The sequence below is a fragment of the Citrobacter sp. Cpo089 genome, assembly GCF_030332695.1.
Lineage (GTDB): Bacteria > Pseudomonadota > Gammaproteobacteria > Enterobacterales > Enterobacteriaceae > Citrobacter > Citrobacter portucalensis.
In genome coordinates this window covers 28,980-52,606 of the sequence record NZ_JAOWHJ010000068.1, presented here as the reverse complement: position 1 = coordinate 52,606, position 23,627 = coordinate 28,980, and the positions used below count along the sequence as shown (strand labels likewise).

Annotated in this window: 18 protein-coding genes; 5 read left to right on the top strand and 13 right to left on the bottom strand. The window is 50.4% G+C overall.

Annotated features, from left to right (window positions below):
• Positions 1-15 precede the first annotated feature (15 nt).
• Positions 16-1,014: a 2-keto-3-deoxygluconate transporter gene (kdgT, locus tag OGX92_RS17800; RefSeq protein WP_003826735.1), complete on the bottom strand. Its 999-nt coding sequence runs from the start codon at positions 1,012-1,014 to the stop codon at positions 16-18.
• Between the two features lie 699 nt (positions 1,015-1,713).
• Between kdgT and proP the strand changes: the two genes are divergently transcribed.
• Positions 1,714-3,216 (top strand): glycine betaine/L-proline transporter ProP, encoded by a 1,503-nt coding sequence (gene proP / locus OGX92_RS17795; RefSeq protein ID WP_003826737.1) that lies wholly within the window; start codon positions 1,714-1,716, stop codon positions 3,214-3,216.
• A 149-nt stretch (positions 3,217-3,365) separates the two neighbouring features.
• Positions 3,366-3,455: an LpxT activity modulator PmrR gene (gene pmrR, locus OGX92_RS23490; RefSeq protein ID WP_003826741.1), complete on the top strand. Its 90-nt coding sequence runs from the start codon at positions 3,366-3,368 to the stop codon at positions 3,453-3,455.
• Here the strand turns inward: pmrR and pmrB are convergent.
• The 7 genes from pmrB to melR all read right to left on the bottom strand — a co-directional run bounded on the left by pmrB (position 3,449) and on the right by melR (position 12,967).
• On the bottom strand, positions 3,449-4,522 hold the full coding sequence (pmrB, locus tag OGX92_RS17790; protein ID WP_122973900.1) for a two-component system sensor histidine kinase PmrB: 1,074 nt from the start codon (positions 4,520-4,522) through the stop codon (positions 3,449-3,451). The two genes, pmrR and pmrB, sit on opposite strands and share 7 nt — an antisense overlap.
• A 9-nt stretch (positions 4,523-4,531) precedes the next feature.
• Positions 4,532-5,200 (bottom strand): two-component system response regulator PmrA, encoded by a 669-nt coding sequence (gene pmrA / locus OGX92_RS17785; protein ID WP_003826748.1) that lies wholly within the window; start codon positions 5,198-5,200, stop codon positions 4,532-4,534.
• A 4-nt stretch (positions 5,201-5,204) separates the two neighbouring features.
• Positions 5,205-6,842, bottom strand: a complete 1,638-nt coding sequence (gene eptA, locus OGX92_RS17780) for a phosphoethanolamine transferase EptA (RefSeq protein ID WP_003826749.1) — start codon at positions 6,840-6,842, stop codon at positions 5,205-5,207.
• A gap of 146 nt (positions 6,843-6,988) precedes the next feature.
• Positions 6,989-8,326, bottom strand: coding sequence for an arginine/agmatine antiporter (adiC, locus tag OGX92_RS17775; RefSeq protein WP_003031853.1), 1,338 nt, complete (start codon positions 8,324-8,326; stop codon positions 6,989-6,991).
• A gap of 127 nt (positions 8,327-8,453) precedes the next feature.
• Positions 8,454-9,215 (bottom strand): AraC family transcriptional regulator, encoded by a 762-nt coding sequence (locus OGX92_RS17770; RefSeq protein WP_008786968.1) that lies wholly within the window; start codon positions 9,213-9,215, stop codon positions 8,454-8,456.
• Between the two features lie 314 nt (positions 9,216-9,529).
• On the bottom strand, positions 9,530-11,797 hold the full coding sequence (gene adiA, locus OGX92_RS17765; protein ID WP_286586905.1) for an arginine decarboxylase: 2,268 nt from the start codon (positions 11,795-11,797) through the stop codon (positions 9,530-9,532).
• Positions 11,798-12,034: 237 nt separating this feature from the next.
• A complete protein-coding gene (gene melR / locus OGX92_RS17760) occupies positions 12,035-12,967 on the bottom strand; it encodes a transcriptional regulator MelR (protein ID WP_003826756.1) in 933 nt (310 codons plus the stop codon).
• 269 nt (positions 12,968-13,236) lie between these two features.
• Here melR and melA point away from each other — a divergent pair, with 269 nt between their 5' ends.
• From melA to OGX92_RS17745, 3 genes are all read left to right on the top strand, one after another.
• The gene (gene melA, locus OGX92_RS17755) at positions 13,237-14,592 is read left to right on the top strand and encodes an alpha-galactosidase (protein WP_154816719.1); all 1,356 of its coding nucleotides are present in this window, start codon (positions 13,237-13,239) and stop codon (positions 14,590-14,592) included.
• Positions 14,593-14,684: 92 nt separating this feature from the next.
• Positions 14,685-16,115: a melibiose:sodium transporter MelB gene (gene melB / locus OGX92_RS17750; RefSeq protein WP_286586888.1), complete on the top strand. Its 1,431-nt coding sequence runs from the start codon at positions 14,685-14,687 to the stop codon at positions 16,113-16,115.
• A gap of 2 nt (positions 16,116-16,117) precedes the next feature.
• Positions 16,118-16,372, top strand: coding sequence for a SemiSWEET transporter (locus OGX92_RS17745; RefSeq protein WP_003826761.1), 255 nt, complete (start codon positions 16,118-16,120; stop codon positions 16,370-16,372).
• 20 nt (positions 16,373-16,392) lie between these two features.
• Here OGX92_RS17745 and OGX92_RS17740 read toward each other — a convergent pair whose 3' ends face one another.
• The 5 genes from OGX92_RS17740 to OGX92_RS17720 form a co-directional block, all read right to left on the bottom strand.
• Positions 16,393-17,016 (bottom strand): DUF2238 domain-containing protein, encoded by a 624-nt coding sequence (locus OGX92_RS17740; RefSeq protein ID WP_032934135.1) that lies wholly within the window; start codon positions 17,014-17,016, stop codon positions 16,393-16,395.
• Positions 17,017-17,163: 147 nt separating this feature from the next.
• On the bottom strand, positions 17,164-18,810 hold the full coding sequence (gene fumA / locus OGX92_RS17735) for a class I fumarate hydratase FumA (protein WP_057068411.1): 1,647 nt from the start codon (positions 18,808-18,810) through the stop codon (positions 17,164-17,166).
• 96 nt (positions 18,811-18,906) lie between these two features.
• Entirely contained in the window at positions 18,907-20,247 is a 1,341-nt protein-coding gene (gene dcuB, locus OGX92_RS17730) for an anaerobic C4-dicarboxylate transporter DcuB (protein WP_003031873.1), read from the bottom strand.
• A gap of 715 nt (positions 20,248-20,962) precedes the next feature.
• Positions 20,963-21,682: a two-component system response regulator DcuR gene (gene dcuR / locus OGX92_RS17725; RefSeq protein WP_008786975.1), complete on the bottom strand. Its 720-nt coding sequence runs from the start codon at positions 21,680-21,682 to the stop codon at positions 20,963-20,965.
• The gene (locus tag OGX92_RS17720) at positions 21,679-23,310 is read right to left on the bottom strand and encodes a sensor histidine kinase (protein ID WP_003826772.1); all 1,632 of its coding nucleotides are present in this window, start codon (positions 23,308-23,310) and stop codon (positions 21,679-21,681) included. Before OGX92_RS17720 ends, dcuR begins: the two co-directional genes overlap by 4 nt.
• Positions 23,311-23,627 lie beyond the last annotated feature (317 nt).

The window sequence follows — 23,627 nt, the reverse complement described above, 5'->3', positions numbered from 1 at the left end:
AGGATAAAGGCAGGTTTAGTGGTGCAGAGAGTCTGCCGGGGTGGCCACTGCTTCGTTGGCGACCAGGTTTTTATTAAAACGTTTGGCGTACAGCGCGGTGATAATCGGCACCAGAATGGCGGTGACAATTACGCTGGCGGCAACCAGCGCCGTAGCGGATGCGGCAACCGGTTCGAACGCCGGGTTAATCTGGGCGATAATCACCGGGTTTGCTACCGCAGCACCTGCTGCTGAGGAGGCTGCGACGCCTGCCGTACCGTTCCCGCCACCAATAACACGGTCAGCAATAATCAGCGGGATACCGGTGATGACGATAACCGCGACGCCCAGCAGGATACCCAGCAGACCGGTATCAACGATCACGCTCAGGTTAATAGTGTTACCCAACGCGAAGCCGAAGAACGGGATCAGCACCGGTGTGGCTTTGCTGAAGAAAGAACGCAGGTCGTGATCCAGGTTGCCCAACGTAAAACCAATCAGGAACGGTAATACCGCGCCGATGAAATGGTGTGGCTCGAAGGAGGCCAGACCCGCGGAGCCGAGGATCACCATGGTCATTAACGGACCGGATTCCAGAGACATCAACACAAATGCGCCGGACTCTTCTTTGGTGCCGTACTGGTTCATCAGGCTGGCGTACAAACCACCGTTGGTCATGTCCATTGCGGAGACAATTGCCAAAACTGAGAGGCCTGCAAAGAACCCGGTTTGAATACCGGTATCAGGAATAAATGAAGCAGCAATCATTGCCACTACCCACGCAACGGCTATTTTGGTTATTACCAGCGTACCGGACTTGCGTAATACCGTACCGGTCGCCCGTAAATCAATAGATGCGCCGATACAAAAAAACCACACTGCCAGAATCGGTACCGTTCCGCTGATCATTCCTTTGGTAAACGAACCGAAATACGCACCGGTATCCGGGGCTAACGTATTTAACACTGCGCCTAATAACAGAGGAATCAACATCATTCCGCCGGGGATGCGTTCAATCGTGGCTTTAATTTTCATAAACGTCCTCATGTCTTGTCTCTGCTAAAACTCGCGCAAGAGGGTAAAAATTAATAAATTCAAATGGTTACTGGTGTCTCTTAACAAAGAAAATCGCTATCTCTTTGTTTTATAAAATCTAACGCGGCATACGTTGAGCGTGTTGCTGCTCCCAGGGATATTGCGTCTGGAATTAGTTTGCATTCATGGGAACATTGATTCAATCAAAATAAAACGATGTTTTAGTTATCTTCATCACATATTCCGAGCAAAAGTTCTCGGTCGCTCTGATTATTAAAAAAGCTGTGATCTTTTTGTGAAGGGATTAGGTGGTTTTTTTGCTAGCAGAATAATAGTGACCGCTGTGATTGTTGGTGCAATAAAGCGATTTATTTTTGTATTTAATTGTCATTAAATCGCAAGCATTACATGTAAAAAAGCTGACTAAGAATGACCTAATTTACGCATGTTGACGAAATGAAAAACTATATGTGAAGTTGATCACAAATTTAAACGCTGTTAGGGTAAAGAGGTCATTAACCGCCCAATCAGGCGTCAACAGGTTCGGTTGTACTGTGCGTTTCTCGTCAGTGTAAGTAAACCTGCTACGCTTGTTACAGGGAATGCGCCTGTGCGTTCCCCGCTCGGTGATGACCCTGACGCATGGGCGTTGGGGGACTCGAACTGGAGCGTGACAGGGCTAAGTCTATGAGGACGAGTATGCTAAAAAGGAAAAAAATAAAACCAATAACGCTGCGCGACGTTACCATCATTGATGACGGTAAATTGCGAAAAGCCATTACCGCAGCGTCGTTAGGTAATGCGATGGAGTGGTTCGATTTTGGTGTTTATGGATTTGTTGCTTACGCATTAGGTAAAGTGTTTTTCCCGGGGGCTGACCCCAGCGTGCAGATGGTTGCCGCACTCGCCACCTTCTCTGTTCCCTTTCTGATTCGACCGCTTGGCGGATTGTTCTTCGGTATGCTTGGCGATAAATATGGTCGCCAGAAGATACTCGCTATCACCATTGTGATTATGTCGATCAGTACCTTCTGTATCGGTCTTATTCCCTCGTATGCCTCAATTGGTATCTGGGCACCGATTCTGCTGTTGCTGTGTAAGATGGCGCAGGGGTTCTCGGTCGGCGGAGAGTATACCGGGGCATCGATTTTTGTCGCAGAGTACTCGCCAGACCGTAAGCGCGGATTTATGGGCAGTTGGCTGGACTTCGGCTCGATTGCCGGGTTTGTGCTGGGCGCGGGCGTGGTGGTCCTGATCTCAACTATCGTCGGCGAGGATAACTTCCTTGAGTGGGGCTGGCGTATTCCGTTCTTCCTGGCGCTACCGTTAGGGCTGATTGGTCTGTACCTGCGCCATGCGCTGGAAGAGACGCCGGCGTTCCAGCAGCACGTGGATAAACTGGAGCAGGGCGATCGTCAGGGTCTGCAGGAAGGTCCTAAGGTCTCGTTTAAAGAGATTGCAACTAAGCACTGGCGCAGCCTGTTGGCATGTGTTGGTCTGGTGATTGCCACCAACGTCACCTACTACATGCTGCTCACCTATATGCCGAGCTATCTGTCGCATAACCTGCATTACTCTGAAGACCACGGCGTGTTGATTATTATCGCCATCATGATTGGTATGCTGTTTGTGCAGCCGATTATGGGGTTGCTCAGCGACCGTTTCGGGCGTCGTCCGTTTGTGATCATGGGCAGTATTGCGCTGTTTGTGCTGGCGATTCCGGCATTTATTCTGATTAACAGTAACGTCATCGGCCTGATTTTCGCCGGATTGTTGATGTTGGCGGTGATCCTCAACTGCTTTACCGGGGTGATGGCGTCAACGTTACCAGCGATGTTCCCGACGCATATTCGCTACAGTGCGCTGGCCGCCGCGTTTAATATCTCGGTATTAATCGCCGGTCTGACTCCGACATTGGCCGCATGGCTGGTGGAAAGCTCGCAGAATCTGATGATGCCTGCTTATTATCTGATGGTGATTGCGGTAGTAGGTTTGATTACCGGCGTGACCATGAAAGAGACGGCTAATCAGCCGCTGAAAGGCGCGACACCTGCTGCTTCGGATATTCAGGAAGCGAAAGAGATCCTCGGCGAACACTACGATAACATTGAACAGAAAATCGAAGATATCGATCAGGAAATTGCTGAGCTACAGGTTAAGCGCACGCGTCTGGTGCAGCAGCATCCGCGTATTGAAGAGTAACGGTGTTATTGCCTGATGGCACTACGTTTATCAGGCCTACGGGCAGCGTAGTACTCAGTAGGCCGGATAAGGTGTCTTATGATATCAACTTAAGGTTGGCTTAATCTGTGTCAGGCAAACTCTCCTCCATAGTTTCGGAGGAGAGTGTCATGAAAACCCGTATTTATGAAAGTTTGACCACCGTATGCAGTGTGCTGATTGTTAGCAGCTTTTTGTATGTGTGGGTGAGCTCTTACTGATCTTTCGCCAATTCCACCCATGCGCGAGTGCCGCTGGCTCCCTGGCGATTTTGCAGATAGAAATGCCCTTGATGTAACTGGGTGATACGACTGACAATGCTCAGCCCCAGCCCAATCCCACCAAAACGGCTGTCCATTCGGACGAATGCTTTACTTAACTCCCCGCATTTACTTTCATCAATGCCCGGCCCTTCATCTTCGACGGCCAGGACGGCATCATGCTCGGTGTTCAGGATAATCGTAATATGGGTGCCTTCCGGGCTGTAACGATGCGCGTTTTCCACCAGATTTCGTAGCAGCATCCGCAACAGCGTAGCATCGCCACGCACGACAACGTCCGCCGCGCTTTGTGGCAGGAGCAGCGTCTGTTTACGTTGGTCCAGCATGGTGTTGAGTTCATCGTAGGAGGGCAGAATAACGTCCTCCAGCAGTTTGACATTCTGGTAACTCCCGGCTGAAAACGACTGTCCGACGCGGGCGAGTTGCAGCAGTTGCGATACGCTGTCCATCATCTGGTCAAGGCGGGCAATTAACGGCGTAACGTCGACCTTATGGGTTTTGGATAATAATTCCAGATGCAGGCGAACGCCTGACAGCGGTGTACGCAGTTCGTGGGCGACATCGGCGGTAAATAAGCGTTCGTTTTCAATAGTGCTGGTCAGCCGTGTCACTAGCTCGTTGAGCGCTGAGACAACGGCCTGAATCTCAACGGTTGAGCTGTGAATTTCAATTGGGGCCAGGTTATCGGCTGCTCGCGCTTCTAACTCTTTTTGCAGATCTGCCAACGGGCGGGTTATTCGTCGCACCGCCTGATAGCAAATCAGCAACGTCAGGCTGACCATAAAGATGCCGGGGACGATCAGGCTGGCGATAGCCTCGCGGATCTCATGCATGATGTGGCGATCGTTATTACGATTTTCGCGTAGCGCCTGTTCGAATAACTGTATTTGTTCGGTACTTTCGTGCCACAACCAGAAGGTACTAATCAACTGAAAGACCAGCAGAATAAGACCAATCGTCAACATCAGGCGATGACGAAGCGGGAGCGGTTGTTTTAGATATTGCAGCGGTTTCACTTAGCTTTCCTCAGTGGCGACCAGCATATAGCCAAATCCCCTGACCGTGCGGATGCGTGATTTACCGACTTTATCGCGCAGATTGTGAATATGCACTTCCAGCGTATTGGTCGACGGTTCGTTATCCCAGCTGTAGATGTCGTTATACAAAATTTCCCGGTGTACCGGGCTGCCCGCTTTGAGCATCAGGCGTGACAGGAGTGCGTATTCTTTCGGCGTCAAGATAACCTCTTGTCCGTCCATCCACACCTGGCGACGACCGATATTCAGCGTCAGATTGCTGACAATTAATTCACTTTCACCCTGATTGTTGTGGCGACGCAGAAGTGCCCGGATGCGGGCGTGCAGTTCTTCCAGTGCGAACGGTTTGACCAGATAGTCATCGGCGCCCACGTCCAACCCGCTGACCCGATCTTTGAGCGTGTCACGGGCGGTGAGAATAAGCACCGGCACGGTGTATTTTTTCTGCCTGATCCGGTTCAGGAAATGCAGGCCGTCTTCATCCGGTAAACCCAGGTCCAGAACAACCAGACTGTAATGTCCGGTTTCCAGACATTGCTCCGCTGCACGGGCCGTTGATACGCCGTCGCAGGCATAGCCTTCTGTTTGCGCGGCGAGTATCAGTCCCTGTAATAACAACGTATCGTCTTCAACAATCAGAATTTTCATTCGTTTAGCCTCCCCGGCAGGGTTGCAGAATATCATCTGCCGCCTGATATTTCTGTGTTTGCACGCCCGTTAATCCCAGCAGAGTTGAGAAGAGATTATCCTGCGAGAAGTCTTCTGAGCTTGCCCGTTTTTGCAAACATGTCTGAGAGACCTGATAGCGTTGCTGATAATCCTCGGAGAGCCACAGCAGCATCGGCACATGTTTTTGCGTATCTGGTGCAATCGAATACGGCAGGCCGTGCAAATAGACGCCATTTTCCCCTAAGGATTCGCCGTGATCGGAAAGATAGACCAGGCTGGTGGTGAAATTATCCTGGTGTTCTTTCAGTATATTGATTGCTTTATCAACAATATAGTCAACGTAAAGAATGGTGTTGTCGTAAGTATTCACCAACTGTTGCTGCGAACAGGTCTGGATTTCGTTGGTATCGCAGGTTGGCGTAAATTTCTTAAACTGCGCAGGATAGCGGTTGTAATAGGTCGGACCGTGGCTGCCGATGGTATGCAGCACAATCACGCCGTCGCCTTGCAGGTTATTAATGTACTCTTCCAGCCCGTGGAACAGGACTTCATCGTAGCATTCACCGTCAATACACTGCCCTGGCAGGTTCAGCTTAGTCATATTCTGGTGTGGAACCCGGTCGCAAGCCCCTTTGCAGCCGCCGTCGTTATCGTTCCACAGAACGTTAATTCCCGCCCGCTGAATGATGTCGAGTACGCCTTCCTGATGCTGTGCCAGTTCTTCGTCGTAGTGCGCGCGTGGCATGTCCGAGAACATGCAGGGTACTGATACTGCCGTTGCCGTTCCGCAGGATGTGGTGCGGGGGAAATAGACCACATCATCTTTTTCCAGCAGCGGGTTGGTCTGGCGCGAGTAGCCTGACAGCGAGAAGTTATCGCCGCGCGAGGTCTCGCCGAGAACCACAATCGTCAGGTTTTTACGCTTTTCTTTTACCATCAATGGATTGCGATGTGCATCCTCGCCAATGCGCACCAGCGGCAGGTGGGCCAGTCGCTGGTGTGAATACCAGGATGACGTCGCCACAATGCTGTTGGATGGACTGAGGGATTTCACCAGTTCTTTGTTGTTACGAAACAGTGAGGCGTAATCTTTATAGAAGAACGCAGCGACCAGCACGATCAGCAGCGCGGAGATCAGAATGTTCGCGCCACGAAACAGTATGCTGCGCATGACTGGCGTGATCGGTTTGATTTTTACCCAGCAGGCAATGAGCGCGGCCAGAATACCGCTGATCCCAAGTGTAAGCACCATTCGTGGCGTCATGAGGGCGAAGGTTTCAGCGGGCGTAGTATCCATCATATTGGCGATCATCGAGCGGTCGATGATGATGCCGTAGGTCATGATGAAATATTGGGCCGATGCACCAACCAGAATGAAAATGCACGCCACAAGGCGATTAAGCCACAGGAATGAGGCCAGCGTCAGCACGATGTTCATGACGCTGAACGCGACCACCGGCATTGATAAAAACACCAGCACGTTACGCACAGAGTCCAGAGGCAGGTCTTGCAGCACTTGTTTATAGAACGCAATGTTCAGGAAGGTCGCAAGATAAAATGAGATCAGCAGGAGCCAGCTGATTAGCCCGAGAGTGGGCCTTTTAAACAAGAGCTTTAACATTAAGGGGGTTCCATCGACTATGTGGCGCAAATCCTCTCAAAGTAAAATTAAGCCAACCTTAAGTTCTTAATGTTGATTTTTCGAATATCAGCGAGGCAGCGTAGGCCCGATGAACTGACGCCATCGGGCAATGACGATTGCTTAAGTTAGTTATTGTTTACCGGGGCATCCAGTGGATACGGGTTTTTATGGATCCGGTTGTAGTTCAGTGCGTACAGCGCGGTGATGATCATCAGCGTGACGAACGACCACATCACTTCTTTGGCGCCGGAACCGACAACCGCCCAGATGCAGTAGACAAAGGCGATAAAGGTCACCAGTAAGTACATCGGGCGTGCTTTACCAAAGTGGCCATGGCCGAGCAGCAGCAGCGCGGCGCAGGTGTACAGATACGGCACCAGGGTGAAAATAACGGAAACCGAAGAGACCAGACCAAACTCTTTCGCTGCGTTCGGCGACATACTGCTGAACTGGAAGATGGTCATCAGGATGCCGACAATAATTAACCCGGCCACTGGCGTACCGGCTTTGTTCACGCGGGCAAAAATCGGTGGGAACAGGCCGTCATCGGCTGCGGCTTTGGCGGTTTGCCCGGCAAGCAGCGTCCAGCCGCCCAGAGAACCAAGACACCCGGCAGCAGCACAGAAGGAAACAATCGCCCCAGCGGTGTCACCCAGCGCCATACGTGCGGCATCACCGAACGGAGAGGCTGATACACGCAGCGCCGCATTAGGGATCATACCCATGATTGCGGTGGTGGAGAGCACGTAGCAAACAGCGGCAATCAGCACGCCGCCCATGGTGGCGATAGGTACGTTACGTTTGGGATTTTTAACCACGCCAGCCGCAACGGAGGCGCTTTCCACCCCGATAAATGACCACAAGGTGACGTTCAGAGTGCTTTGAATCGCGCCAAAGGTGTTCATCCCGCTGACGTTCCAGGCTGCCATATAGGTTTCACCGCGGAACCAGAACCAGCCGAAGACGGCAATCCCGACAATTGGCACCAGTGCCAGTACCGTTGCGACGGCCTGCACGCGGGTGATCATTTTCGGTCCGACAATGTTCAGTAATACGAAGATCCACAGCACTACGACGCAGGTTAGCGTCAGGACCAGCGGATCTTTTAAGATGGGGAAGAAGTAGCTCAGGTAACCGACGCCAATGACCACCATGGCGATGTTACCAATCCAGCAGGCCAGCCAGTACAGCACGTTGGTCTGGTAGCCCAAAAAAGGACCGAAGCAGCGGCGGGCGTAAGCATAAGAACCACCGGGACTGGAGTCTAAGGACGACATTTTGGCGTACACCATCGACAGTGCCAGAGCACCGATAATCGTGACCAACCATCCGTAGATTGCAATCCCGCCAGTTGACGCAAGGTTTGCGGGTAGCAGGAATACACCGGAACCCATAATATTCCCCGACACCATAAGGGTGACGGGGATTAAGCCCACTTTGTGAGCATCAGCATCCGTCGACATATTTTTTAACTCCTGATAAGGATAAATGACGCCTTATCATACCTCGTCAAAAGTCTGTTTAATGATGACGGAGCTGGGGTATCGCTAATGCTGATATTATTATGGCTTATCGCTAACTGATTAAAAATCAGGCGGCGGATGGCTCCCTGTGTTGGCTAACATAATGCAGAGGCGTCATCCCATAGAACTCTTTGAATACGGAGATAAAGTATGAGGTACTGTTATATCCACACAGTTGAGAGACCTGAGAAATGTTTTTGCCGTCCATCAGTAATTGATTGACAGCATATCGCATGCGACATGTGGTAATTATTTGGCTGTAACTTGTATTTTCACTTTTGAGCTTTTTCTTTAACAAACTGGGACTCAGACATAAGCAACTGGCAACCATGCTTAAATTCCAGTCTTTATGTATATCGCTCTCAATAATGTGATAAACGCTATCGCTGATACAGTTGCGTAGCATATACATGAGCAAAGAAATAAACTTTTTGCTGTCGAGAAAGCGTGATAACACCGTGAACAGTAGCGAGCGTGTACGCTCTCTTTCAGCTTCGTTCACTGTGTCCATTACGCTATGTTGGGCAGCCACCCTGAAGACATCCGGCGTCAGACACGCGGCGGTCATCACTGGGCTGGCACTGCGTTGCCAGAGTGGGATCTGTGAAAGGTCTTTATTTAAAAAGCGCAGATAATCTTTAATGATATCGCGGCTGATATGTACGACCAATGCGTTATTAAGTGATGAGAAATCGATAATATTATTATCGCATGCCACCAGTGCCATATGATTAGCTTTTAAACTGATGGCTTCTTTACCGTTAATCCTTAACCAAACATCCTTCTCCGTTAATACAACAACACAAGCTTCTTTGCTGCAAAGCCTCATACCCAACTCCAGGAATATGAACATAAAACACCGTAGCTCAACATCGGATGAGCCAAATCGGCTAAATTGAAATTGTATGATGAAACCAGGACTGCAATAAAATAACGTGTCTGAAATTAATTACAATGTTTGGCGGGATTTTTCTTATGTACACATTTTTGTACGCAAGTGGAAAGGCGCTATTTGCGTATAAAAAAAGCGCGGGGTGGTCCCGCGCAAAAAGGTATGACAATGTTATTGTTTTGCAGCAATACTCAGGAATTACTCAAGCATGACATGTCTACCTTAAACATCGGACTATCTATAAAACGACATTATGCTTTCACGCACATAACGTGGTACACACCGTCAATAATTTCCGTTCCTTCGGTTTCATGTTCAAATCCAGGGAAGTGGTGGTCCCAGGACTGCAACGAACGTAGATAACTAATCTGCGGGCTATTGGCGTCGCCAAAGTTTTCCCCGGACAGCAGCATCGGAATTCCTGGTGGGTAAGGAATAACGGAATTCGCGGCTATACGACCCGGCAGATTTTCAATGGCCACCATCTCAACGTTATCGCTGACTATCGCGTTATAGGCTTCACGCGGGGTGATTTCAGCAACAGGCAGGCCGGAGTAGGCCGCGTTAAGACGTGCGCCAGGGTTGTTCTCTTTCAGCCAGGCGAACATGGTGTCGCCCAGATCGTGAATGCCCATGTTGGCGTAAGTGTCTGGATGTTCCTCAACCAGTTCTGGCATCACCTGTGCCAGCGGGGTATTGGCATCGTAATGGTGTTTGAAAGAGCACAACGTGTTGATCAGTGTGCCCCATTTCCCGCGGGTAATACCCATGGAGAACAGGAACATAATCTGGAAATCGGTGGTACGGGTCGGCACGATGCCGTGACGGCCAAGCCAGGCGGTGACCAGTGCGGCCGGTACGCCGTTCTCTTCCAGTTCGCCATCGTCGCCCATCCCCGGTGCCAGAATGCTGACTTTGATCGGGTCCAGCATGCTCCAGTTATCCGGCAGGTCTTTAAATCCGTGCCAGGATTCACCCGGGCGCATAACCCAGCAGTTCTGGTCGGTGGTCAGGAGTTGGGTTGGCGCATCGGCAAAGTCATAGGTTTTGCCGGTCAGCGGATCGGTCACAATCTCTTTGTTCCACGGTTTGAAGAACCAGTCGCCTTCGGCGGTGAATTCTTTGTACAACCGTGCCATGGCCTGACGGAAATCGACCGCTTCGTCGATCACTTCCTGGGTGAGTGACAGGCCGCTGTTACCATCCATCATGGAGACCGCCACGTCGTTTGAGGCGCAGATGGCATACAGCGGAGAGGTAGTGGCGTGCATCATGTACGCCTGGTTAAAGCGGGAGAAGTTCACGGCCCCACGACCTTCACGAACGTGAATGTAAGATGCCTGAGAAAGCGCATTCAGCAGTTTGTGGGTTGAGTGGGTGGCAAAAACGGTAGGACCGTTATGATCGCCCGGCGCGCCACGCATGGCGTAGTGATCGGCATAAATTGGGTTGAAGCGAGCATAGCCGTACCAGGCCTCATCGAAGTGGATGCGATCGCTGGTTTGCGCGAGCAGGTCCTGGGCCTCTTTGGCGTTGTAGCAAACACCGTCGTAGGTACAGTTGGTCACAACGCTGTAAGACGGTTTTTGCCCGGCTTTACCTTTGGTCAGCGGGCTTTCGCTGATCTTTTTCTGCAATGTTTCAGGCTGCATTTCCTGCGGGTAGATAGGCCCGATAATGCCGTACCGGTTGCGGCTTGGCACCATATACACCGGTTTTGCCCCGGTGAGGATAAGCCCCTGCTCGATGGATTTATGGCAGTTACGATCCAGCACTACGACGTCGTTGTCGGTCATACAAGCTTGCATGATGGTGCGGTTAGAGCCGGAAGTCCCGACCACTACAGACCAGGAGCGGTCAGCGCCAAACACGCGGGCGGCATATTTTTCGCTCTCGCCAAACGCGCCGGTATGATCCAGCAGCGAGCCGAGCGATGCACGTTCAATACCCATGTCGCTACGGAATAAGTTTTCACCATAGTAATCATGGTAGAAACGACCGGCCGGCGTTTTGGTGAATCCGACGCCGCCCTGGTGACCCGGTGCTGCCCAGGAGTACTCATGGATGTCGCCGTACTTCATCAGCGCGCTGAACAGCGGTGGCAGAAGCTGTTGGCGGTAGCGGGTCATTGCCGCAACGGCGCGCCCGGCGATAAAGTCTGCGGTGTCTTCCAGAATCCAGGCAAATTCATCGACAAGCTCCAGCAGGTAGCGATCCAGCGATGCGGTGGCTTTTTCGCGATCGCCCAGCAGGAAAACGGGAACGTTTTGCTGGCGCTCGTGGAGCTTGCCGATCAATTGCCTGACGTTCAGGTGCTCGTCTTGTTGTTCCATTTGATAGCTGAACATCAGACAATCAATGGCTTCATTGGCGGCGAGGATTGCATAACCATCGTCGAATGAGGTGGACTTAATGACGGTAACATTTTGGCGGCTTAATGCGTCAGCCAGACGTTCGACAGCGCTACCGACCCAGGTGTCCTGATGCAGAAACTCACTTTCAACAATTAATACTTTCATCATCTTTTACCCGGTTGTGGAAAGGTTGCAATCTATGAATTGCAGACACACCGTATGAATGTGACGCAGGCAAGTATTATCCTGTCAAAATGGGCTGTAAAGCGGGTAAAAAGTAGCCTGATTTGTGTTTAATTTGTTTTTAAACAGTGTGTTATGTTTGCTTGTTGGCGGTTTTTCACCGCCGTTTATCGACAGGGGGAATATTTTTTTGGCTGATACTGATATTGCCGAATGATATCAACCTGCGATTGTTTGCCGATGCTGCTGGCTTAGTTTGCGGTACTGCTGCGGCGACATGCCGACAAACTTGCTAAAGGTGTCATAAAAACGGCTGCTGGATCGGAATCCGGCGGTCAACGCAACGTCGAGAATGGTTTTATCGGTATCGCTGAGCAATGCGCGGACGTGATTGATCCGCATTGCCGTAATGTACTGCTTCAGGGTGAGTTGCATTACGCGTTGGAAAATCCCCATCGCGTAGTTGGCGTTGAGCTTCACGTGTTCCGCGACGTCGTTGATGGTGAGCGCCTGATCGTAGTTGTCGGCAATAAAGCTCAGCATTTGGCTGACGTAAAACTGGGCGTGCCGCGACACGCTGTTTTTGTGGGTCCGCGAGGTTTTATTGACCAGGATAGGCTGCCAACCGGAAAGGCTAAACCGTTTGAGCATCAGACCAATTTCATCAATGGCGAGCTGGCGAATTTGTTCGTTCGGGTTGCTCAGTTCCTGTTGCCAGCGCTGAACCTCAAAGGTGCTCAACTGCTGCGACGCCAGCGATTTGATGACCATTCCATGGGTAACATGGTTGATCAGCTCGCGATCCAGCGGCCAGGAGAGGAAAAGGTGCATCGGTAAATTGAAGATAGCCATACTTTGGCAGCTGCCCGGACGCGTGAGTTGATGCGGTGTACAGGCCCAGAATAGCGTGATGTGTCCCTGTTTTATCTGCACGACTTCATTGTTGATAAGGTACTCGACGTCACCATCAAACGGAACATTGATCTCCACCTGCCCATGCCAGTGGCTGGCAGGCATAGCATGCGGTGAGCGCAACTCGATATCCATCCGTTGATATTCTGAGTACAGCGATAGCGGGCTGCGGGTTTGTTCTTCATCGCTACTGCACATGTGCGGATCGGGAGGGAGAGGCGATGTCGGTAATGTACTCATGGTTGCTCCATTTCCTGAATTATCAGAATCATGTCATTTAACACGTATTAAGGCTGAGAATCAGGACACAAATTGGACCGTTACCATTGAGCATAGCGACATTTTGCGGCCGCATACTCTGCTTTTTGGGTAATTTTGTCCCATAAACTCAGATCCAATAGGGCGCAGAGTGATGATCTGAGTTTATGGGAATGCTCGGCAGGGAAGTCGGAGGTTTTCATCTATGCGCTGTGCCACCATGACTGTGTTCACTAATGTTCTGGAGAGTCATGATGTCTGCACCCAAAATTACCTTTATCGGCGCCGGTTCCACGATTTTCGTCAAAAATATTCTTGGGGATGTCTTTCACCGCGATGCGCTTAAATCTGCGCATATCGCCTTGATGGATCTCGATCCTACGCGTCTGGAAGAATCACACGTTGTTGTGCGCAAGTTGATGGATTCTGCGGGCGCGTCTGGACGAATCACCTGCTATACCGATCAAAAAGCAGCATTACAGGATGCTGATTTTGTAGTGGTCGCTTTCCAGATTGGCGGCTATGAACCTTGTACCGTCACCGATTTTACGGTGTGTAAACGCCATGGTCTGGAGCAGACGATTGCCGACACGCTGGGGCCGGGCGGCATCATGCGCGCGCTGCGTACCATCCCGCATTTATGGCAGATTTGTGAGGATATGACCGAAGTCTGTCCGCAGGCCACGATGCTTAACTACGTTAACCCGATGGCAATGAACACCTGGGCAATGTATGCACGTTATCCGCATATTAAGCAGGTTGGGTTGTGTCATTCGGTGCAGGGGACGGCGGAGGAGTTGGCCCGCGATCTGAACATCGACCCTGCTTCTTTGCGCTATCGCAGTGCCGGGATCAACCATATGGCGTTTTATCTGGAGCTGGAGCGCAAAACGGCGGACGGTGCCTATGTGAATCTCTACCCGGAGCTGCTGACGGCCTATGAATCCGGTCAGGCGCCGAAACCAAATATTCACGGAAATACCCGTTGCCAGAACATTGTGCGCTATGAAATGTTCAAAAAACTGGGGTATTTCGTCACCGAATCGTCGGAGCACTTCGCTGAATATACGCCGTGGTTTATCAAACCGGGGCGTGAAGATCTGATTGAGCGCTATAAGGTGCCATTGGATGAATATCCGAAACGTTGTGTGGAACAGTTGGCGAACTGGAAAAAAGAGCTGGAAGAGTACAAAACGGCTGAGCGGATCGACATTAAACCGTCGCGCGAATATGCCAGCACTATCATGAACGCTATCTGGACCGGTGAACCGAGCGTCGTGTATGGCAACGTTCGCAATGACAATCTGATCGATAACCTGCCGCAAGGCTGCTGCGTTGAAGTCGCTTGTCTGGTCGATGCGAATGGTATTCAGCCAACGAAAGTCGGGACTCTCCCGTCACATTTGGCGGCCATGATGCAAACCAATATCAATGTTCAGACCCTGCTAACGGAAGCCATCCTGATGGAGAATCGCGATCGCGTTTATCACGCGGCGATGATGGATCCGCATACCGCCGCTGTACTGGGGATTGAAGAGATTTATGCGCTGGTGGACGACCTGATCGCGTCTCACGGCGACTGGCTGCCGGCCTGGCTGCACCGTTAATACACAATCACGCCGGGCATTGTATCCGGCGTTTAACCTCTGACGTTTCCTCTTACAGAAGGCGGGCGCTGGTAACAGCGACCCGATACCCTATGAGCATATCTCTGACAACAAAACTCAGTTATGGATTTGGAGCGTTTGGTAAGGATTTCGCCATCGGAATTGTGTACATGTACCTGATGTATTACTACACCGACGTGGTGGGATTATCGGTGGGGCTGGTCGGAACGTTGTTCCTGGCGGCAAGGATCTGGGATGCGGTAAACGATCCCATCATGGGCTGGATTGTGAACGCCACCCGATCTCGCTGGGGAAAATTTAAACCCTGGATCTTGCTCGGTACGCTGGCGAACTCATTGGTGCTGTTTTTGCTTTTTAGCGCACATCTTTTTGAGGGTACTGCGCAGGTCGTATTTGTTTGCGTGACGTATATATTATGGGGAATGACCTACACCATTATGGATATTCCATTCTGGTCACTGGTGCCAACCATTACACTGGATAAACGCGAGCGTGAACAACTGGTGCCGTATCCGCGTTTCTTCGCCAGCCTTGCCGGGTTTGTTACCGCAGGCGTGACGCTACCCTTTGTGAGCTATGTTGGCGGAGCCGATCGTGGTTTTGGTTTTCAGATGTTTACGCTCATTCTCATCGCGTTCTTTATCGTTTCCACCGTTGTGACGCTACGGAATGTGCATGAGGTTTTTTCGTCAGACAGTGAGGCCACGGCAGACAGCAGTCGTCTTGGGTTGAAAGCGATCGTTGGGCTCATTTATAAAAATGACCAGCTAACCTGCCTGTTAGGTATGGCACTGGCTTACAATATTGCATCCAATATCATTGCTGGCTTTGCCATTTACTATTTTACCTACGTGATTGGCGATGCAAGTCTCTTCCCGTACTACATGTCTTACGCAGGTGCGGCAAACCTGCTGACGCTGATTTTCTTTCCTCGGTTGGTAAGCGCGTTGTCACGACGGATCTTGTGGGCTGGGGCATCGGTGCTGCCGGTGCTTAGCTGTAGCGTACTACTGGTGATGGCGCTGGCAGATTTCCATAATATCTTACTGATTGTTATTGCTGGTGTTTTACTAAATATTGGATCTGCGCTTTTCTGGGTGTTGCAGGTCATTATGGTGGCGGATACCGTTGATTACGGTGAATACAAACTTAATGTTCGTTGTGAAAGTATCGCTTATTCGGTGCAGACAATGGTGGTAAAAGGTGGGTCAGCATTTGCCGCTTTCTTTATCGCGTTGATACTCGGGGTGATTAATTACGCGCCAAATGTCGCGCAGTCTGCCGAAACCATCATTGGCATGCAGTTTATTATGATAGCGCTACCCGCACTCTTTTTTGTGGTGACCTTAGTCCTGTATTTCCGCTTTTATCGACTGAATGGCGACACCCTGCGCAGGATCCAGATCCATTTACTGGATAAGTATCGCAAGGTGCCGCAGCACCATGAGCAACCGGATATCCCGGCTATTGCGGTAGTGGCTCCAGGCGATGTGAAGGCATAGCGATGGAATGGCAATCGTTGATTGGATATTTGGCGGCCAGCCTGACGACGCTCTCTTTCTTGCCGCAAGCCATTAAGGTTATTACCACCCGCAATACGCAAGGTATCTCCGGTTTGATGTATGTGATGTTTGTGTGCGGGCTGGTTTTGTGGCTGATTTACGGATTATTGATTGAAGATACTGCCGTCAGCATGGCGAACTTTCTGACACTGTTGTTCGCCTTGCCGATTCTGGTTATCAAGTATCGTAGTAGGTAGCGTAGATTGCCGGAGAAGCGTTAGCGCTCTCCGGCCGTTTTCAACTGCCGATTGTGCCAGCCCGCCAACGCGAGGACCGTTGTTAACGCACCGAGCAGGGCGCAGAACATGTCCGACTGGGTATCCCACGGGTCACCCTGCGTGCCAAGGAAGTCATCCGCACCTTGTCCCATTGCCAGCGCCGCCCACCATTCGATCAGTTCATACATTGCGCTAATCGCCAGCGCTACGCAGCAGACCAGAAATGACAGCATCTTACGACCACGGACAATATTGCCGCGCACTAAAATCTCTCTTGCCGTCAGGGCTGGTACCAGCCCCTGGAAGAAATGGCCCAGCTTGTCATAGGGGTTACGGCTGAGATCCAGCCATTCCTGAACCTGAAAACCAATGGGAACTTTGGCGTAGGTATACATCCCACCTACCATCAGAATGATGGCGTGCAAGAAAATCAACGTATAAAGCAGCGGCGTCAATGGGTACTGCTTCATGGTAGCCAGCAACAGCGGGACGACAATAATGACTGGCGTGACTTCCATCAGCCAGGTGATTTTCTCAGAGGCAGAGATACCGGTGTAGATAAGAATCAGCGCCAGGATCAATGCGCCAGTGCGCAAGATTGTGGGGTTCAGAGTGCGGAGCATTGCGAATTCACACGTAATGGAAAAGGTCACTATTCCCTGTGAACGGCAAAAATTCAATACCAGTAAATGGGGGGATAAAGTTGGCCCGGGGGGATCGCTGGACTGACGCCAAAAATTTAGTGCCAGTCCAGTGCCGGGCCGAATGGGTTACTTCGCGCAGTTAGCGCATTGTTTGCTGACGATTTGCTGGAAGAAATCGTTGCCTTTGTCATCGACCAGGATGAAAGCCGGGAAATCTTCTACTTCGATTTTCCAGATAGCTTCCATTCCCAGCTCCGGGTATTCCACGCATTCCAGATGCTTAATGCTCTGCTGCGCCAGTACCGCTGCCGGTCCACCGATGCTGCCCAAGTAGAAGCCGCCGTGTTTGTGGCAGGCGTCAGTCACCTGCTGGCTACGGTTACCTTTTGCCAGCATGATCATGCTGCCGCCGTGAGACTGCAACAGGTCAACGTAGGAGTCCATACGACCCGCGGTGGTTGGACCTAAAGAACCGGACGGGTAGCCTGCAGGCGTTTTGGCCGGACCCGCGTAGTAGATCGGATGATCTTTCACGTACTGCGGCAGACCTTCGCCGGACTCAATACGTTCTTTTAACTTCGCGTGGGCAATGTCACGACCAACAATGATAGTACCGCTCAGTGACAGACGAGTAGAAACCGGGTACTGAGAGAGCTGGGCGAGGATCTCTTTCATTGGGCGGTTAAGGTCAACTTTAACCACTTCGCCTTCGCCCGCCTGGCGCAGAGATTCTGGAATGTACTGACCTGGGTTATGTTCCAGTTTTTCAATCCAGATCCCTTCGCGGTTGATCTTGGCCTTGATGTTACGGTCTGCGGAGCAAGAAACGCCCATACCAACCGGGCAGGACGCGCCGTGGCGAGGCAGGCGGATCACGCGGATATCGTGTGCGAAGTATTTTCCGCCAAACTGAGCGCCAAGGCCGAGTTTTTGCGCTTCTTCCAGTAGTTCCTGTTCCAGTTGCAGATCGCGGAACGCCTGGCCGTGAGCATTGCCTTCAGTCGGCAGCGCGTCATAGTAGTGTGTGCTGGCCAGCTTCACCGTTTTAAGGGTGCTTTCCGCTGACGTGCCGCCAATGACGAATGCGATGTGGTACGGCGGGCAAGCTGCGGTACCCAGCGTACGCATTTTCTCAACCAGGAAGTTTTTCAGTTTGCCGGGAGTCAGCAGCGCTTTGGTTTCCTGATACAGATAGGTTTTGTTGGCTGAGCCGCCGCCTTTGGCCACGCACAGGAATTTGTATTCGTCACCGTCCACGCTGTACAGATCGATCTGTGCGGGCAGGTTGGTGCCGGTATTCACTTCTTTGTACATATCCAGCGCCGCGTTTTGCGAGTAGCGCAGGTTATCTTCGATATAGGTATTAAATACGCCTTTGGAGAGCGCCGCTTCATCGCCGCCGCCGGTCCAAACACGCTGACCTTTTTTACCCATGATGATTGCCGTACCGGTGTCCTGGCAGGTTGGCAACACGCCTTTGGCGGCGATTTCGGAGTTTCTCAGGAACTGCAGTGCCACGTACTTATCGTTTTCGCTGGCTTCGGGATCATGGAGAATTGAGGCGACTTGCTGTTGGTGTTCTGGGCGGAGCATGAAGGAGGCATCGTGGAAGGCTTGCTGGGCCAGTAGCGTAAGTGCTTCAGGGGCTACTTTCAGGATTGTTTCGCCTTCAAACTCGCCGACGCTGACGTGTTCGGATGTCAGCAGGTAGTACTCAGTTTTGTCTTCCCCCAGTGGGAAAGCCGCCTGGTAAGTGAATTCAACTTTTGACATTTGCTTCCAGCCTTTTCATTTTTCTCAGGAATTTTAAAATTCTCTGTGTCTTCATGGTGGCGTGCCGTACCAACGTGGACGGCACGCGAACTGTGATTACAGGAAACCGTACATTGCGGCGAAGATCCAACCAAAGACACAGGATACGCTTACGCCGATCAAGCCAGGCAGAATGAAGCTGTGGTTGATAACGAAGCGGCCGATGTGGGTGGTGCCGGAACGGTCAAACTGGATAGCAGCCAGATCGCTCGGGTAGGTCGGTAGAATGTAGTAACCGTAACATGCCGGAGCAGAAGCCACGATGTACGCGGGATCAACTCCGATTGCCAGCGCGACCGGAACAATCGCTGCCAGCGCCGCTGCCTGGGAGTTTACAAATTTGGATACCAGCAGCAGAACAATTGCATAGGCCCACGGATACTCTTTCACCATATTGCCCAGCACACCTTCGATTTCTGTCATGTGCGCGCCGAACATTGTTTCGGCCATCCAGGCAATACCGTACACCGCCACAATCGCGATCATACCGGAACGGAAGACTTCGTTTTTAGATATTGAAGCGGGATTGGTCTTCGTCAGGATAATAATCAGCGCACCAGTCAGCAGCATGAACATCTGGATAACCAGCACCATTGACAGCGGTTTGCCGCTAAAGGTAGGACGCAGCTCAGAGAACGCGCCAAGCACGGCAACAACGGCGATAGCGGCCAGGAAGATCCACATGGCCAGCCAGTTGCTTTTCGGCAGCTTTTTGTCTAACAGCGTGGCGGTATCGCCATACACATAGTTGTGGTTTTCAGGTACGGAAATGAACTTCTGGAACTCTTCATCTTTATCCAGATCCTTACCACGGAACCAGCTGAAGATACCGATCGCCAGGATACCCAACAGGGTAGACGGGATGGTGATGCTGAGCAGGTCGAGGAATTCGAGATGCTTGCCTTCAAACGTTACGTTACCCAGCATTGCCACCAGTGACACAACAGCTACAGAAACCGGGCTGGCGATAATCCCCATCTGCGCGCCGATAGAACTCGCCGCCATCGGACGTTCCGGGCGAATATTGTTCTTAATGGCAACGTCATAAATGATTGGCAGGATGGTGTATACCACGTGCCCTGTACCGCAGAGAATCGTCAGGGTGCAGGTAACGAAAGGTGCGACGATGGAAACGTATTTTGGGTTACGGCGCAGCAGCTTTTCAGCGATTTGCAGCATAACGTCAAGGCCGCCGGAGGCTTGCAAGGTTGCCGATGCGGCCACCACGGCAATAATAACCAGCATTACATCTACAGGTGGTTTACCCGGCTGGAGATGGAAAACGAAAACCAGAATGACCAGGCCGATACCGCCTAATAAACCCAGCGCGATACCGCCCTTTCTGGCACCATAAAACAAACATATTAATATTATGAGAAGTTGTATACTAAATAACATTTTATTTACCCTCGCGAAAAACCCAGTCAATTTTTGAAAAATGGATCTGTGCCACATTCTTTTTTGCCAGAATAAGCATCAAAAAATGGTCAGTATTCGATATATCCGTATTTGCGATTAATGTTCAAATGTCTTGCTAGAATGTTTTTTTAAAGTTATGGCGATATTTGGTTTTTTCTGTGGCTTTGATCAGAGGAGAGAATCCTCAGGCGATGGGAAGCAGAGCTGAACATGGAAAGCTGCGGTTGACGCTGTAATTTATCTGTTTTGCGTTTTCCGCTATTACGTGAACCACCGACAGAATGGGTGAGTAGATTATTTATGTGATCGCAGTCACGCCATCTCATAATGTGATGAGGTCGGCGTGCGGATACTTTTATTTGCTCACAAAAATGTACGGTGTCCATGGTACGTAGCATGGTCTCCATTGCTACCAGTCTAGATTTTGTATGTCTGGTTAATTTCAGACTAATCCTTTATGGGTAAAAATACACACTCTGCGAGTTAGATAATACTTAATTAACTTTTGTTAGCGATTTTGAAATTAAAAACAGTGTGATGTTTGTCAATATTAAAATAATGCATTTAACATGTCGGATACAAATATATTTGATCTAACGCAAATTTATAATTTTACAGTTCCAGCTGGTGAAATTGGGATTTTTCATTATTTTAATAATTGTTACTTTCAAATAACAAATAATCCCAAGTGTATTTATTGGCAATATTGTTTAAGCAATGAGTAGTGTTCAGCCTGCACGCGATAACGATAAACAGGTCTGCCGGTCACGCCATAATGGATGCTGGTAAATAAGATGTGACAATTGACGAGCCAGATAAGGTATTTACGGCAAGAGACGCGCGAGATATTGACCTCGTTGGCCAGCTCATCTGTGGAGAACTCTTGATCCTGGTGCTCATCAATCCACTGACACAGCGTGCGTAACGTTTGTGGCGTTAACCCTTTGGGTAAGCGCCGTGCTTCCTGTTCATTGGAAGAGCTGCCGTGAATCAGCTGGTCAAGCTCAGACTGTTCATAATACTGATGCTTGTCCATCTCATTTTTCTTGTGCAGCCAGCCGGTGAGCGCCTCTTCAAATCGGGAAGCCTGGAAAGGTTTGATCAGGTAGTCAACAACACCGTAGTGAAGTGAATCTTTGATGGTGGTGGCATCAGCGGCGGAAGAGATGACGATGACATCACACTTGCAACCTTCGCTGTGCAGAACCGGTAGCAGGTCCAGACCGTTTTCTTTTTGCATATAAATATCTAGCAAAATCAGATCAATATGATGACCGCTATGAAAGATTATCTCTTTTGCTTTCTCCAGCGTGGAGGCTGTGCCGCAGCAGTGAAAACCGGAGAGTTGCGCGACATAACGGCGGTTTAATTCCGCTACCATTGCATCGTCATCGACAATTAAGACATTGATCATCTGCTGGCCCTCTCACCATTCCACGGTAACTGTACAAAAAATTGGGTGAAGATCCCAGGTTCAGACTCGACGGATATATTGCCGCCAACGTTTTCAACCTGTTGTTTAACAAGCGCTAAACCTACGCCCCGTTCGGTTCCTTTTGACGAAACGCCCTTCTCAAAGATGTGCTCAATGTTTTCGGGGGCAATCCCCGGACCATCGTCATTCACTTCGCAATGCAACCAGCCGTGTCGATAATGCAAGGATACGCTGATCTCACCACCAGGTTCTTGACCTAGCGCTTCCAGGGCGTTTTCAATCAGATTCCCCAGAACGGTAATCAGCACCGCCACCTGATCTTCGTTGCTATTTTCCGGTAACTGGCTTTCATTGCTAATGACCAGACTATGGCCTAAATCAGATGTGCGATTAATCTTACTGAGTAAAAATCCTGCGATCACCGGTGATTTTATTTTTCCTAACAGCGAGCCAATTTCTTCCTGATAATTGTTTGCTGTCTTCAGGATGTAATTTTCAAGCTGCTTATAACTTTTCAGATGCAATAATCCCAGAATCACGTGCAATTTATTCATGAATTCGTGGGATCGTTCACGAAGTGCGTCGGCATAGTTGACCATACCATCCAGACGTTGCATTAGTTTTCGGACTTCAGTCTTATCTCTGAAGGTTGAAATGGCACCGATGATTTTACCGTTGCTGAGTACCGGGACCGTGTTAATTAAGAGTAGCCGATCCTTCACCATGATCTCTTCATCGCGGCGCGGCGTTCCGTCATGTAGTACCTGTGAAAAATCGACCACCTGTGACCACGCATGGCTGAGTGTGGAGAGCTGGGCATCATCTTGTGATTTGTGATAATCCAGCAGCTCCTGCGCCGCTTGGTTAATCAGCGTCACCTCACCGCATTCGTCAACGGCAATGACACCTTCCTTTATAGAGTGCAGCATCGCCTGGCGTTGTTCGAACAGATTGGAGATTTCATAAGGCTCCAGACCAAACAGAATGCGCTTGAGAACTTTGACAAATACCCATGTACCGAGCAGTCCAACCAGCACGCCAAATAAGATGGACCAGATGATGCTGCCGCGGCTGTTATTGATCTGCTCAGTCACCCGGCTTAGCTCAAGGCCGATCGACACGACGCCAATCTGCCGGTGATGTTCGTCATAGATAGGAGTAAATACACGTAGAGCTTTAGCCAGGAATCCGCGATTAATGGCGACATTCTCTTTACCCTGCAGGGCCAGCAATATGTCATCGCCTTTAAATGGCTGACCGATTCTCTGCGCTTCGGGATGGGAGTAACGAATGCTTTGCATATCAGTGACGACGATGAACAAAAAGTCGTTGCTCTTATTCACCGCCTGGGCAATCGCCTGAATGCCGCTTTCCTCGGGCTTTTTCATTAGTCCCTGGCGGATCTCCGGAGAGTTGGCTAGCGTTCGCGCGACCGCAAGCGCTTTACTCGCTAATGCATCGCGCGTCATGTTGCTGATCTGCGAGAAATAAATCAGATGAACGACAAGCAGCACGGAGAAGAGTACTGCACTAACCATGAGGATCACGGTGGTGCCAAGCTTCATCGGGCGTTTACGTATAGCAGTACGTTGCAGGGAGTATCTCATCACGGTCCTGAAATCACGGTTTGTACGGGTATTATTGCCTGATGGGGTGCGTAATTCAAAGGTGGTAGGGATTATGGCGCTTAAGTTGTCAGTCCTTCTTCTTTATATAGCGTAGAGTGAATTTCTTTCTATATAGAGGTTTTCATACCGATTCTCTCCCTTTTTAGGGACGCTTACAGATAATTTCCTTACGATTGTGGATAACTCTGTGCGTAAATGGGTATAAGGCGGGGTTTTGCTGTGGAATGCAGCAGTCAGTCATTTTTCTGTCATTTAAGGGTTGCGGGCCGCAGGAAACTCCCTATAATGCGCCTCCA

Excerpts from the sequence above, each read along its gene's own strand:
- kdgT (WP_003826735.1), bottom strand. The coding sequence starts at position 1,014 with ATGAAAATTAAAGCCACGATTGAACGCATCCCCGGCGGAATGATGTTG.
- proP (WP_003826737.1), top strand. The coding sequence starts at position 1,714 with ATGCTAAAAAGGAAAAAAATAAAACCAATAACGCTGCGCGACGTTACC.
- pmrR (WP_003826741.1), top strand. The coding sequence starts at position 3,366 with ATGAAAACCCGTATTTATGAAAGTTTGACCACCGTATGCAGTGTGCTG.
- pmrA (WP_003826748.1), bottom strand. The coding sequence starts at position 5,200 with ATGAAAATTCTGATTGTTGAAGACGATACGTTGTTATTACAGGGACTG.
- eptA (WP_003826749.1), bottom strand. The coding sequence starts at position 6,842 with ATGTTAAAGCTCTTGTTTAAAAGGCCCACTCTCGGGCTAATCAGCTGG.
- adiC (WP_003031853.1), bottom strand. The coding sequence starts at position 8,326 with ATGTCGACGGATGCTGATGCTCACAAAGTGGGCTTAATCCCCGTCACC.
- OGX92_RS17770 (WP_008786968.1), bottom strand. The coding sequence starts at position 9,215 with ATGAGGCTTTGCAGCAAAGAAGCTTGTGTTGTTGTATTAACGGAGAAG.
- adiA (WP_286586905.1), bottom strand. The coding sequence starts at position 11,797 with ATGAAAGTATTAATTGTTGAAAGTGAGTTTCTGCATCAGGACACCTGG.
- melR (WP_003826756.1), bottom strand. The coding sequence starts at position 12,967 with ATGAGTACATTACCGACATCGCCTCTCCCTCCCGATCCGCACATGTGC.
- melA (WP_154816719.1), top strand. The coding sequence starts at position 13,237 with ATGATGTCTGCACCCAAAATTACCTTTATCGGCGCCGGTTCCACGATT.
- melB (WP_286586888.1), top strand. The coding sequence starts at position 14,685 with ATGAGCATATCTCTGACAACAAAACTCAGTTATGGATTTGGAGCGTTT.
- OGX92_RS17745 (WP_003826761.1), top strand. The coding sequence starts at position 16,118 with ATGGAATGGCAATCGTTGATTGGATATTTGGCGGCCAGCCTGACGACG.
- OGX92_RS17740 (WP_032934135.1), bottom strand. The coding sequence starts at position 17,016 with ATGCTCCGCACTCTGAACCCCACAATCTTGCGCACTGGCGCATTGATC.
- fumA (WP_057068411.1), bottom strand. The coding sequence starts at position 18,810 with ATGTCAAAAGTTGAATTCACTTACCAGGCGGCTTTCCCACTGGGGGAA.
- dcuB (WP_003031873.1), bottom strand. The coding sequence starts at position 20,247 with ATGTTATTTAGTATACAACTTCTCATAATATTAATATGTTTGTTTTAT.
- dcuR (WP_008786975.1), bottom strand. The coding sequence starts at position 21,682 with ATGATCAATGTCTTAATTGTCGATGACGATGCAATGGTAGCGGAATTA.
- OGX92_RS17720 (WP_003826772.1), bottom strand. The coding sequence starts at position 23,310 with ATGAGATACTCCCTGCAACGTACTGCTATACGTAAACGCCCGATGAAG.